This is a genomic window from Elizabethkingia occulta, assembly GCF_002023715.1.
GTDB classification, from domain to species: Bacteria; Bacteroidota; Bacteroidia; order Flavobacteriales; family Weeksellaceae; genus Elizabethkingia; species Elizabethkingia occulta.
Genome location: NZ_MAHX01000008.1, coordinates 81,400 through 94,680, shown reverse-complemented (window position 1 = coordinate 94,680; position 13,281 = coordinate 81,400). Strand labels below are relative to the sequence as shown.

At 37.1% G+C, this 13,281-nt stretch carries 8 protein-coding genes; 5 read left to right on the top strand and 3 right to left on the bottom strand.

Features of this window, described 5'->3' with window-relative positions:
* From BAZ10_RS06355 to BAZ10_RS06345, 3 genes are all read left to right on the top strand, one after another.
* Positions 1 to 2,359: copper-transporting P-type ATPase (locus BAZ10_RS06355; protein ID WP_078771358.1), on the top strand; the 2,359-nt coding region annotated here is incomplete at its 5' end.
* A 127-nt stretch (positions 2,360 to 2,486) separates the two neighbouring features.
* Positions 2,487 to 3,869 (top strand): phosphatase PAP2 family protein, encoded by a 1,383-nt coding sequence (locus BAZ10_RS06350; protein WP_078771354.1) that lies wholly within the window; start codon positions 2,487 to 2,489, stop codon positions 3,867 to 3,869.
* 140 nt (positions 3,870 to 4,009) lie between these two features.
* Positions 4,010 to 6,157 (top strand): prolyl oligopeptidase family serine peptidase, encoded by a 2,148-nt coding sequence (locus BAZ10_RS06345; protein ID WP_078771353.1) that lies wholly within the window; start codon positions 4,010 to 4,012, stop codon positions 6,155 to 6,157.
* Positions 6,158 to 6,244: 87 nt separating this feature from the next.
* Here the strand turns inward: BAZ10_RS06345 and BAZ10_RS06340 are convergent, their stop codons facing one another.
* From BAZ10_RS06340 to dacB, 3 genes are all read right to left on the bottom strand, one after another.
* Positions 6,245 to 6,988 carry a glycerophosphodiester phosphodiesterase family protein gene (locus tag BAZ10_RS06340; protein ID WP_078771352.1) on the bottom strand — a complete coding sequence of 248 codons (744 nt, stop codon included), beginning with the start codon at positions 6,986 to 6,988 and terminating at the stop codon, positions 6,245 to 6,247.
* A 231-nt stretch (positions 6,989 to 7,219) separates the two neighbouring features.
* Positions 7,220 to 8,386: a sensor histidine kinase gene (locus BAZ10_RS06330; RefSeq protein ID WP_059156404.1), complete on the bottom strand. Its 1,167-nt coding sequence runs from the start codon at positions 8,384 to 8,386 to the stop codon at positions 7,220 to 7,222.
* A gap of 4 nt (positions 8,387 to 8,390) precedes the next feature.
* The gene (gene dacB / locus BAZ10_RS06325) at positions 8,391 to 9,767 is read right to left on the bottom strand and encodes a D-alanyl-D-alanine carboxypeptidase/D-alanyl-D-alanine endopeptidase (RefSeq protein ID WP_078771351.1); all 1,377 of its coding nucleotides are present in this window, start codon (positions 9,765 to 9,767) and stop codon (positions 8,391 to 8,393) included.
* 109 nt (positions 9,768 to 9,876) lie between these two features.
* On the opposite strand from dacB, the gene BAZ10_RS06320 reads away from it, so the two are divergent.
* Together BAZ10_RS06320 and nhaA are read left to right on the top strand one after the other, a co-directional pair.
* Positions 9,877 to 12,078: a RelA/SpoT family protein gene (locus BAZ10_RS06320; RefSeq protein WP_078771356.1), complete on the top strand. Its 2,202-nt coding sequence runs from the start codon at positions 9,877 to 9,879 to the stop codon at positions 12,076 to 12,078.
* A 9-nt stretch (positions 12,079 to 12,087) separates the two neighbouring features.
* On the top strand, positions 12,088 to 13,242 hold the full coding sequence (nhaA, locus tag BAZ10_RS06315; protein ID WP_078771350.1) for a Na+/H+ antiporter NhaA: 1,155 nt from the start codon (positions 12,088 to 12,090) through the stop codon (positions 13,240 to 13,242).
* The last annotated feature ends 39 nt before the right edge of the window (positions 13,243 to 13,281 follow it).

Here is a 13,281-nt window from a genome sequence, read left to right as displayed (position 1 = left end):
CGGAAGATGTCCGGTATGTGGTATGTTCCTCGCTCCTATTGAAGAGATAAATATTCCTAAAAAGGAAGAGAAAGCTTCATGTTGTGGCGGCGGACATCATCATCACACAGAGAAACCTAAAGTAACATCATCATCGGCTGGTAAATACTATTGCCCAATGCATTGCGAGGGTGATAAATTATATGATAATCCCGGAAGTTGTCCGGTCTGTGGTATGAATCTGGAAAAAATACCGGAACTAAAGAAAAAAGTACAGTATACCTGCCCTATGCACCCGGAAGTTATTCAGGATGGTCCAGGTAGCTGCCCTATTTGCGGTATGGATCTCGTCCCAATGGAACCGACTGAAGAAGAAGATGCAACTTACAAAGATCTTCTGAAAAAGTTTTGGATTTCTGTAGGCTTTACCGTTCCTGTATTCATATTGGCTATGGGCGGAATGATTCCCGGTAATCCAATTTCGAAAATATTATCACCCGAAGCTAATGGCTGGATACAATTAGGGCTAACCGTTCCTGTAGTTTTCTATGCTGCTTGGATGTTTTTTGAAAGAGCATGGACTTCTTTCAAAACATGGAAACTCAATATGTTCAGTCTTATAGGCCTTGGTGCCGGAGCTGCGTTTATATACAGTGTAGTGGCTTTAATCTTTCCGGATATTGTTCCGCATGAGCTAAAAGAGCATCACGGTGGGGCCAACTTGTATTTTGAATCAGTAGGTGTTATTCTTACGCTTGTTCTTCTGGGGCAGATGATGGAAGCAAAAGCACATTCCAGAACAAACTCTGCGATAAAGGAACTTATAAAGCTTTCTCCGACCGAAGCTACATTGGTAGTAAATGGTCAGGATAAAAAGATTTCTGTCGATGATATTCAGTTAGGAAATATTCTAAAAGTAAAACCCGGTGATAAAATTCCGGTAGACGGAAAAATTACTGAGGGTTATTCTACAATAAATGAATCCATGATTACCGGAGAGCCTGTTCCTGTAGACAAAAAAGAAGGAGACAGCGTAACATCCGGTACCATCAATGGTAACAGAACTTTCCTGATGGAAGCTGAACGTGTAGGTGACGAAACACTACTTTCACAAATCATTCATATGGTAAATGAAGCCAGCAGAAGTAAGGCACCTATTCAGAAGCTTACCGATAAAGTATCGGCAATTTTTGTTCCGATTGTTGTACTAATTGCAATTCTTGCATTTGTAATATGGAGTATTTGGGGTCCGGACCCTAAGTTTGTATATGCGTTTGCCAACCTTCTGGCTGTTCTTATTGTAGCATGTCCTTGTGCACTTGGATTGGCAACACCAATGTCGGTAATGGTAGGTGTAGGAAAAGGTGCAAAGAATGGTATTTTGATTAAGAATGCAGAGGCCCTGGAAAATCTTAATAAGGTAAATGTACTGGTAACAGATAAAACCGGAACACTTACAGAAGGAAAACCTGTTGTACAGAAAATTGGAACATTCGGTCAGTATACAGAAACGGAAGTATTACAATTGGCTGCCAGCCTTAACCAGAATAGTACTCACCCACTCGCAGAAGCTATTATAAAGAAAGCTAAAGAAAAAAGCCTTAGCCTGGAGCAAGCCAGCAATTTTGAGAATATTTCCGGAAAAGGAGTATATGGACAAACAGGAGGTAAGGAAGTTCTTGTAGGAAACGAAAGTCTCCTGAAACAATATAACATAGCTATAGACAAAGCAATTGCAGCACAAATTACTGCAGAACAGGAACAGGGAAAAACAGTTTCTTTTGTTACTATAGATAATAAGATTGCTGGTTATTTAGCTATTACAGACCCTATAAAATCAACCTCTAAAGAAGCAGTACATCAGCTAATGCAAATGGGTGTAGATGTCGTAATGATAACAGGTGATAATCGTAAAACAGCCAAAGCTGTAGCTGATAGTCTTGGGATAAAACATTATATCGCACAGGCACTTCCTGAAGACAAGCTAAATGAGATCAAAAAGCTACAGGAATTGGGTAAAATTGTAGCAATGGCAGGTGACGGAATTAATGATGCACCAGCACTGGCACAATCCGATATTGGTATAGCAATGGGTACAGGTACCGACGTGGCGATAGAAAGTGCACAAATAACCTTATTAAAAGGTGATCTTAAGGGTATTGTAAAGGCAAAGGTACTTAGCCATAAGTTGGTTAGAAATATCAAACAAAACCTACTCTTCGCATTCCTGTACAATGTATTAGGTATTCCAATTGCAGCAGGTATATTATATCCTTCCTTAGGTATTCTGCTCTCCCCTATGATTGCAGCTGCTGCGATGAGCTTTAGTTCTGTTTCAGTAATTGTAAATTCATTGAGACTGAACTCTGCAAAGTTGTAAAATTCATTCATCATAATCTAAGGGACTATATCATAAAGGTATAGTCCTTTTCTTTTATCTCCAAATTCAGAAGTTTTCACTATTTTTGGTGCCCAATTATATATTGGATATCTACTACTATTATTATATGAGAAAACTTTATTTACTTGCGGGTATTTCTTTATTTACTGTATCCAAAGCGCAAACGGATACAATAAAGAAAGATACTATTATTCCTGCAAAATCACTTATTTCTTACACACCGACCACTCTGGAATCTAAACCTAAATTTTTTCAGAAGGAATGGGTGAAGAAATCAATCGCTCCGAGTATTTTATTTGTAGCATCCGCAGCTACATGGGGACAGAAGGAACAAATACGTGAAAACAGAAACAGGTATCTTCCAAATTTTAAGGTTCCTTACGACGATTATTTGCAATATACACCAGCATTGGCAGTATATGGATTAAAACTGGCAGGTGTAAAGGGACGTAATAATATAGGAAGAGCCACCCTTTCTTATGCAACCAGTCTTGCGATTATGGCAATTTTGGTTAACTCTATAAAATATACAGCAAAAGTAGAACGTCCGGACGGCTCAAAAAGAAATTCTTTCCCATCGGGGCATGCTGCAATGGCTTTCACCAATGCAGCCTTTCTGGATAAAGAATATGGATTGGTAAACCCTGCTTATAGTATTGCAGGATATAGTGCCGCAACATTTACAGGATTAGGCCGTGCTCTAAATAACAGACACTGGTTACCTGATATTCTTGCGGGTGCTGGTATTGGTATTCTTTCTACAGAATTAGGTTATTTCTTTATTGATAAAATATTCAAAAATAAAGGAGATAATATGGGATTGCTTTCCAAAATTGAAGGCAATGAGAATCCTTCTTTCCTGGCTCTGAAATCGGGAGCAACAGTATCCATGTCTAACTTCCTGAAAGAATCTGGTTTGAGTGACAGAAAAACAGTAGGTTTTGAAGCAGGTCTGGAAGGAGCATACTTTTTCAGCAAAAACTGGGGTGTTGGCGCCGATTTAAATATCAGTACATTCCCTGTACGTGCATTACACCTGAAAACTGAAGATCCGGATCTGGAAACGCTGGATGTAAAAACTGAATCTCTGGGCTTTCTAAATGCAATGATAGGACCATATTTCGCTTATGATCTTACAGATAAATGGCAGGTAATGCTAAAGGCTACGGCAGGATATTCCAAGGCTGCTAATGGAAAAGTATTCTTAAAAGATGATGATCCTACAGCAACACAACAGTATTACAGGATAGCAACCTACCGCCCCTCTAAAAGTCTTATGATGGGTTCCGGTATATCTTTAACCTATAAAATAACACCACAGTTGGGTATTACAGCATACAACGATTTCCGTTTTACCAACTCTAAAATTAAATACCACTTCTCTGATATTGTAGAGAATGATGATAACCTGAATCACGATTTCGATATATCTTCTCACGAGCAGATATCGTATATGACACTAGGACTAAAGCTAACAGCTTATTTCTAAATAGCAAATCCCTCGTAGTTTTTTATTTTCTATGAGGGATTTATTTTTAAATTAGTCACATTATAATTCATTGAATAATAGTCTAAGTAAAGCCCTTTTATTCATGAATCATCACCTTTACACCAAATACATAAAATAATATGAAATATTCTGTTTCCCTTGTGGGCATGCTTTTTTGTCAGCTATTAGCAGCCCAGTACAATTATCCCAAGACCCCGGAAATACCTGTTACCGACGATTATTTTGGAACAAAAATTACGGACAACTATCGCTGGCTGGAAGATCTTAAAAGTCCCGGGGTACAATCCTGGTTCAAGGCGCAATCCGATTTTAGCCATCAGATTATAGATAAAATTCCGAATCGCGAGTTTCTTTTCAATCGTATGAAGCAGATACAAGAAATGGCGGGTGACTCATATGGTACTCCTATTCAACGAGGAAAATTTTATTTTTACAAAAAAACCAAGAAAGACGGAAAGCTTGCCAAGCTCTATTCAAGAAACATTGATACAGGAGTAGAGACATTGGTTTTTGATCCGGAAACTTATAAAAAAGATGCTCAAATATCTAATTTCAATATTGATATGAAAGGAGAAAAGCTGGCATTACTATTTTCAAAATCCGGAGGAGAAATTTGTGAATTGAGGATTCTGGACCTCAATACAAAGAAGATGCTGAATGATGTACTCAGCCCAATATGGAGTGAATTTGCATTCGAATTTACACCAGACAGCAAAGCTATTACTTATACTAAGATGAGTACTGCAGATCCTAATAGCGAAAAGCTGCTAAAAGAAATGAAAGCCATGCTGCATGTGATAGGTACTGATACCGGACAGGATGTAGTAATTGCTTCACGGGAAGAATATCCGGAATTGAATATATTAACAGAACAATTTCCTGAAGTTACATTTACAAACGATTATAAATATATACAACTAAGAATAGGTTCGGTAAAGTCAGAAGCCCCTGCTTTTTACGCCCCATATTCTTCTATAAAAGACAAGAAAATTAAATGGACACAAATTGTAAAGGCTTCGGATGATATTGTCCAGTTTCATATCTATAATGATAAGCTCTTTTTCCTTACTCATAAAAATACGCCTAATTATAAAATAGGTGTTACGAGCCTGGCTAATCCTGATTTTGAAAAAGCAAAAACAGTTATTCCAGAAAGCAAAGATTTTATAACGTCTATTCACAGCTCTAAAAACTATTTGATTTACTCACTGAGTGATGGTGTTAATCAGGATAAATACCAGATTAATCTTCAAACACTTGCAACAAAAAAAATTCCGCTGCCATCAGGTGTTAATACTTCCAGTTCACTTAATGTTTATGAAAATGATGATATTATTTGTGACAATGCAGGCTGGCTAACCCCAACTGCTGTATATAATTATAGTCCGGAAACTGGAAATGTATCCAAAAATAAATACTTCAATATCAATGATTATCCAGATTACAAAAAGCTTTATGAAATTAAGGAAATAGAAGTAAAAAGCCATGATGGTGTAATGGTTCCACTGTCCATTATATATCCTAAAAACATGAAAATGGATGGCAATACTCCTGCTTATATTACAGGATATGGCGGCTATGGAATTTCATATGATGCCCGTTTTATAAAAAGACTCGCAGCACTGCTGGAACAAGGTGTTGTTATAGCGTTTGCCCATGTAAGAGGCGGTGGTGAAAAAGGAGAAAACTGGCATAAATCCGGAATGAAAGCCAATAAGCCGAATACATGGAAAGACTTTATTGCCTGCTCAGAATATTTAGTAGACCAAAAATATACGTCTCCTTCCAAGTTGATTGGAAACGGTGTAAGTATGGGCGGAGTTCTTATTGGACGTGCAATAACTGAGCGTCCGGATCTGTTTGCGGTTGCTATAGCCGAAGTAGGACTAACTAATGCCATACGCTCTGAAACTACTGCAAACGGTCCAAATCAGATTCCGGAAATTGGCACTCTTAAAAATAAAGAAGACACCAAAAATCTCCTTGAAATGGATGCGCAAAGCAAAGTGAAAAAAGGTGTAAAATACCCTGCTGTCCTCGTAAGAACAGGTATGAATGATTCCAGAATCGTTCCGTGGGGTCCTGGAAAATTTGCAGCAATATTGCAGCAAAACTCAGCTTCAGGCAAACCTGTATTACTATATGCAAACTACGAAAACGGACACTTTACAAGCGACCAGAATGTTGTTTTCCGAGAATATGCAGATATCTACTCTTTTGCCTTATGGCAGGTAGGGCATCCGAAATTTCAGCCCGCAAAAAATTAAATAAAATAATTAGATCTCCGATAGATAAACAAAAAACACCAGAAGTAAAATTTCTGGTGTTGTTTGTTATGTTGTTTTACCTCTTTTTTATAGTTTCTGAAAAACATCCGGTGTATTAGTGGTTACAAAATCTATTCCCTGAGCTTTTAATTTCAGGAAAATATCCGGATTATCTACAGTCCACGCATTTGTGATTAATTTTAGATCTTTTGCTTCTTTTAACCAGGTTGGATTCTTTTCGAATACACTGTAGTGATAATCTATTCCGTCTATTCCCAGGTCTTTAATTTCTTTTGGTGAAAGATCTCCTTTCAGATACTGCACTTTTGCTTTTGGATCCAAACGCTTCAGTTCTTTACAGATAAATAAACTGAAAGAAATATACTGGGTCTGGTTCTCCATTTTATTTTTTTTCACCAGTGCTAGGCTCTTTTCTACAGCTTCTTTTTCAAATGCTTCAGTTGTTAATGGTTTTATTTCAAGAATCATGTGTACAGCCGGATCCTTCTTCCCCTGTTTAAGGTATTCATCTAAAGTAGGAATCACTTCTCCATCTGCTAGCTTTTGCTTTCTAAGTTCTTTAAAATCTGTTGTTGCAATAACTACTTTATTAATATCCTCATCGTGATTAACGACTACAACACCATCTTTTGAAAGACGAACATCAAACTCTGATCCGTAAACCTTAAGCTTTTGTGCTCCTTTTAATGCATGTATTGAGTTCTGGGCAGATCCTTCTGTCTTCCAGAAACCGCGATGCGCAATAATCTGAGTTTGTGCCATAGCCATAAAACTAAAAATTGATAATGCACCTATGAAATACTTCTTCATTTTTACTAAAATTAAATTCAATACATAATTACGAATTTAGTTTTAATTGAAAACTGCGACTATCATTAAGATTTTGTAAACTTTTATAGTTAGCAATTAGCAATGTTAATTCGTAATTCGTAATTCGTAATTCGTAATTCGTAATTCGTAATTCGTAATTCGTAATTCGTAATTCGTAATTCGTAATTCGTAATTCGTAATTCGTAATTCGTAATTCGTACTTAAATAATCTTATGCATCTTTACTTCTGGATAGTATAATTCTGAAAGTTGAACCCTTCCCGACTTCCGTTTGTAATATCTTAATGTCACCATTATGATAATCTTTAATTACTCTTTTTGCGAGAGAAAGCCCAAGCCCCCAGCCTCTCTTCTTTGTTGAATATCCAGGCTTAAAAGCATTTCTGATCTGTGTCTTTGTCATTCCGGAACCATTGTCTTTGATATCAATAAAAATACTATCTCCTTTTTCTGAAATCTGCATATTAAGATCTCCTATTCCTTTCATCGCATCCACAGCATTTTTTACAATATTTTCTATAACCCAGTTTATTAAGATTCTGCTGTGTGGAATAAGAATTTCACCACCAGGCAACTGGAGCGAAAAATTGATTTTATTGGAGATTCTGGTTTTCAGATATTCATGATTTTGTTCAATTGTTTCTTTCAGATTAAGATCGTTAAGTTCCGGAACAGAACCTATCTTGGAAAAACGTTCGGAAATTGTTGTAAGACGTTGTATATCTTTTTCAATTTCCTTCACACCTACACTATCTTCATTTTCCAAACGCAAAATTTCTAACCAGCCTATCATTGATGATAGCGGAGTCCCGATCTGATGGGCGGTTTCTTTGGCCAATCCTACCCAAAGGAAACCTTCATCACTTCGTTGTACCGTTCTCAAAAACCAAAAGGAGAATAGTACATAAGCTATAATTACTCCACCTAAAGCTAAAGGATAATAGCGAAGGTTATTCATGAGTCTGGAGTTGGTATAATAAATATACTGGACATTACCATCCGGCATTTCTATTTCCAAAGGTTTATAAGACTGCTCCATTTCGGAAAGCAGGTTTTTCACTTTACCCGGATTATCTGTTACATCCTGGGGCAAATTCAGCATATTTACCGGATTATTAAACCTGTCTGCAACAATCACCGGAATACTTTTATTATCATCCAGAATATTCAGAAGTAAAAGTTGCACCTGCGGATCCTGTACGGAGTCTTCATTTAGTAGTTTTTGTGCCTGTGCAAAGAGCTTAATCCTGTGTATTTCCTCTTTACGCAGATAATTAATAAGTATCGCAGATGCCAGAATTGATCCTAATACAATAAAACTGAGGAGTACATATACTGCCCAGTTAGCAAACTGCGAAAAGAATTTCTTTTTCTTCAAATTGTTATTTTAATTCATCTAAAACTTTATACATCAGACTGTTTATATTCCCTCCTGAATAATTATTAATAATCATAGAGAACACATATTTTTTGCCCGATTTACTCTGGTGATAGCCTGTATATGCTTTGCTGGATTTTATAGTACCACTCTTCATTTTCATTCCGTTATAAGTTGGAAGTGCTTTATAAAAAGCATCGAACCACGGTTGCTTCTGTGCATATAAAAGAGCCTGAACTTCAGCTTTTGCAGACACATAATTCTGTGGAGAAAGCCCGCTCCCATCTGCAAAATTAATCATCGCTGAAGCTATGCCTTTATCACGCCAGTATTGCTTCAGTTCGCTAATTCCGGAATCAAAAGATGCGTTCTTTGTTTTTTGTCTCGAGAAAGTTTTCACCAGTGTTTCACCATACAAGTTTACGCTTTTCTGAAGAAACCAGTAAATAATTTTATCCAGAGATGGTGACTGATAAGTAAAGAACACATTGTTTACAGGAGTCTGAGAGATTTCGTTACCCTTAATTTTTTCAGTGTTATAGGTTAAAACCTTTCCTTTAATTGTAACACCTTTTTCGGAAAACCATTTTTTAATCTCGGTTCCCAGGACTAAAGGCGGATTAGGTAAAGCTCCGGAAACTACGGTTGTTTTACCTGCCGGCAGTCTGCCGTTTATTAATCCAAAATCCGAGAATGGTGCTGTATAAATAATACTATTATCCCCGCTTCCTTCAGCTTTTACTTCGCTAACCCAATTTACATTTACCGGAGTATAATTAAAGTTTTTAATATCTTTTCCTCCGACTACACTCATATCAAACTGATTTTCGTTCCAGCTTATTCCCCACACACCTGCGCCATAATAATTTCCCATATCATTCCATGGCCAACCTCCGGGGGTTGTCTGCAAATCGAAATAAGAATCGTCCAGTATAAGATTTCCTTCAATCGTTTTTATTCCTTTATCTTGTATAGCTGCCAACAACTTTGCTTTAAAGTTCTCCGGCTTATAACCTTCATAACGCCAGCTCCCCAGTGTAGGATCCCCATTAGAAGTGATATAAAAATTACCTTGCAATGTATTGCCTTGTAGCTGCCCGCTATAAGATGCCTGTGTCTTAAAAGTAAAAGAAGGTCCCAATTTGTCTAAAGCAGCAATAGCAGTGAAAATCTTCTGTGTACTGGCGGTAGACAAGCCTTTATTCCCTTGATATTCGTAAACTACATTTCCATTTTCATCGGCTACATAAAACGATAAGTTAGCTGCCAGCATATTTTCTGACCCTGTCATTTTTTTTGTTTCAGTTTCAAGTCTCTGCGATATATTTTGAGCTGCAACTGTCTGACTTATAACTAAACCGATTATGAATGTCTTCCTCATAAATTTAATTTACCCAAAGATAACGATTTTCAGCCGTGTCTATTCTTCAAAAAGATTATGATTTTACTCGAAAAAATAGTATTTTAGTATAACTTAATTGATGAAGGAAATGGTTTACGACCTAGAACAAGAGAATAAAGAAATCTTAGCCCGATATAAGGATCTGATTTCTAATACATACCGAACACTTGACGAGGACCAGAACAAACTTATTCGTAAAGCATTCGATATAGCTTTGGATGCCCATAAGGATCAGCGACGTAAAACAGGTGAGCCTTATATATACCATCCTATTGAAGTAGCAAATATTGTAGCTAATGAAATAGGTCTTGGTGCAACAAGTATTGCATCGGCGCTTTTGCACGATGTTATTGAAGATTCTGATTATACTTATGAAGATCTTGAAAAACTGTTTGGAAAAAAAATAGCAGATATCGTACAGGGGCTAACTAAGATTTCGATTATGAACCACCAGAATATTTCGGTTCAGTCGGAAAATTACCGTAAACTCCTTATGACTTTGTCCGAAGACTTTCGGGTAATTCTTATCAAGATTGCCGACCGTCTTCACAACATGCGTACACTGGATAGTATGCGTGCTGACAAGCAGAAGAAGATTGCTTCGGAAACAGTGTATATCTATGCTCCGCTGGCACATAGACTGGGGTTGTATAACATAAAATCGGAGTTAGAGGATCTTTCGCTGAAATACAACAATCCGGATGTTTACAACGAAATTACAGAGAAATTAATTCTGGCAAAAGAAAGCCGTGAAAAATATATTGCTGAATTTACAAAAGAGGTTTCTGAGAAGCTAAAAGAAGAAGGATTGAACTTTTCCATAAAAGGCCGTGCCAAAGCTATCAGTAGTATTTATCGTAAAATGCTGAAGCAAAATGTAAGCTTTGAGGAAGTTTACGATAACTATGCCATCAGAATTATTTACAAATCGGATGCTAAAAATGAGAAGTTTCTAGCCTGGAAGATCTATTCTATTGTTACCGATCTTTACCACAGCAATCCTTCCCGAATGCGGGACTGGATATCTCAGCCGCGTTCTACCGGTTACGAAAGTTTACACCTTACAGTATTAGGTCCGGACAGCAAATGGATCGAAGTACAGATCCGAAGCGAGCGAATGGATGAAGTAGCAGAGAAAGGGGTTGCTGCGCACTATAAGTATAAAGAAGGTTATAAGAAAAATAATGATGACCGTAACTTTGAACAATGGGTTACTCAGATCCGTGAGGTTTTGGAAGGACAGCAGTCGCTTTCCACTAACGAGCTTCTCGATAGTATCAAACTAAACCTTTATAGTAAGGAGGTTTTTGTCTTCACACCTAAAGGTGAGATAAAGCTTCTTCCGTCAGGATCTACAGCTCTGGATTTTGCTTTTTCAGTTCACACCGATTTAGGAATGAAATGTCTCGGAGCGAAGGTAAACGGAAAATTGGTTCCTATTTCTTACGTGCTGGCCAATGGTGATCAAATCGATATTTTAACCAGTAACAATCAAAAACCAAAAGCTGACTGGCTGGACTTTGTTGTAACATCGAAGGCTAAAGCCAAAATTAAAGCAGCTCTAAACTCTCACAAAAGTGAGATGGTAGAGGAAGGAAAGGAAATTTTGCAGCGTAAGATGCGCCATGCCAAAATTGCCTATACCGATGATGAGATCAACAAATTACAAAAGTTCTTTAATTATAAAACATCTCAGGAATTATTCTTAAATTTCCAAAGCGGTGTACTGGATGCTTCGGATCTGAAAAAGTATGTCGACGGAAAAGGAATGATTAGTAATCTTTTACAAAAATTCCGTAAAACACCAAAACAGGAATTTGTAGCTCCTGAACCAGCCTCTGATCTGGATATGATCGTTTTTGGTAAGGACGAACAAAAAATGGATTACAGTTTTGCAAAATGCTGCAGTGTACTTCCTGGCGACAAAATCTTCGGATTTATTACAATTAACGATGGTATAAAAGTGCACAATGAAAACTGCCCGAATGCTATCAACCTACGTGCTAACTATGACTATCGTGTTCTTACTGCCAAATGGGTAAACGCAGAGCGCTTTACCAACCGTGCAAAAATAGAAATAGAAGGTCTGGACAGACAAGGTATGATTAATGATATCTCTACAATTATTTCCAATAATATGAACCTAGACATGAAGAGTTTCTCTATTGAATCCAATGATGGTATCTTTACAGGAAATATCGTACTCGAAGTCAGAAATAAATCCCAACTGGACGAAACACTTAAACATCTTAAAGCAATTAAGAATGTTACTAAAGTTAGACGTCTGTAAAAACAATGTATGAAGTTAACTCAATATTTTAAAAAATTTTTCGAAAGCAGCCAGTCATCTGGCATTATCCTTATTTTATGTGTACTTGTATCCTTATTCATCGCTAATTCCTCTCTAGGGACAGGATTCCAGAATATTCTGGAGAGCCACCTTGGTCCTTATTCTGTATCCGAATGGATTAATGATGGTCTTATGACTGTATTTTTCCTGTTGGTTGGTCTGGAGATCAAACGGGAAATGCTGGAAGGTGAACTTTCCAATATCAAAAACGCATCACTTCCTATTTTTGCTGCAATAGGCGGAATGCTTGTTCCTGCGGCTATTTATGCGTTCTTCAATCATGGGACTGAATATGGCAAAGGCTGGGGAATTCCGATGGCAACTGATATAGCTTTTTCTTTAGCCATTATCTCTATGTTGTCTAATCGCGTTCCTGCATCTATCAAGATATTTCTTGCTGCATTAGCTATTGTTGACGATTTAGGTGCTATCCTTGTTATTGCTATATTCTATACAGAGCAGTTACACTGGATCTATTTACTAATCTCAGGAGGAATTATATTACTTCTTATACTGTTCAATAAATTCGGTGTTAAAAAACATGTCTTCTACCTTATTCCTGGTGCTGTTTTATGGTACTGTATGCATCATTCCGGGATCCATGCTACTATTGCAGGAGTATTATTAGCCTTTACTATACCCACAAATACATCTGATACAGAGATTTCGCCATTGGAAAAACTGGAAGGTATGTTACACACTCCGGTTAATTATTTAATTATGCCAATTTTTGCACTGGCCAATACCAATATTGTTTTTGAAAAAGGAATGGTAGATGGATTATTTACCAGTTTCGGAGCTGGTATTATTGGAGGTCTAATTATCGGAAAATTAGTCGGAATTTTATTCTTTAGCTTTATAGCAGTTAAATTAGGAATCAGTAAACTTCCTCAGAATTCTAAGTGGTCACAAATGGTCGGCGTAGGTCTACTGGCCGGTATTGGATTTACAATGTCTATTTTTATAGCGATTCTATCCTTTAGAGGACATCAGGATATTCAGGATGAAGCTAAATTTGCTATTCTCGTAGCTTCTACCCTTGCCGGATTTGGAGGATACACTGTATTAAAATTCGCTTCTAAAAAGAAAAGAAGAATCAATTAAAATTAAAAAAGATAAACCTTATAGGTTTTAGAAACCTAC

What these genes read in the sequence shown, in the direction of transcription:
- BAZ10_RS06345 (WP_078771353.1), top strand. Translation starts at nt 4,010, where the DNA reads ATGAAATATTCTGTTTCCCTTGTGGGCATGCTTTTTTGTCAGCTATTA.
- BAZ10_RS06340 (WP_078771352.1), bottom strand. Translation starts at nt 6,988, where the DNA reads ATGAAGAAGTATTTCATAGGTGCATTATCAATTTTTAGTTTTATGGCT.
- BAZ10_RS06320 (WP_078771356.1), top strand. Translation starts at nt 9,877, where the DNA reads ATGGTTTACGACCTAGAACAAGAGAATAAAGAAATCTTAGCCCGATAT.
- dacB (WP_078771351.1), bottom strand. Translation starts at nt 9,767, where the DNA reads ATGAGGAAGACATTCATAATCGGTTTAGTTATAAGTCAGACAGTTGCA.
- nhaA (WP_078771350.1), top strand. Translation starts at nt 12,088, where the DNA reads ATGAAGTTAACTCAATATTTTAAAAAATTTTTCGAAAGCAGCCAGTCA.
- BAZ10_RS06350 (WP_078771354.1), top strand. Translation starts at nt 2,487, where the DNA reads ATGAGAAAACTTTATTTACTTGCGGGTATTTCTTTATTTACTGTATCC.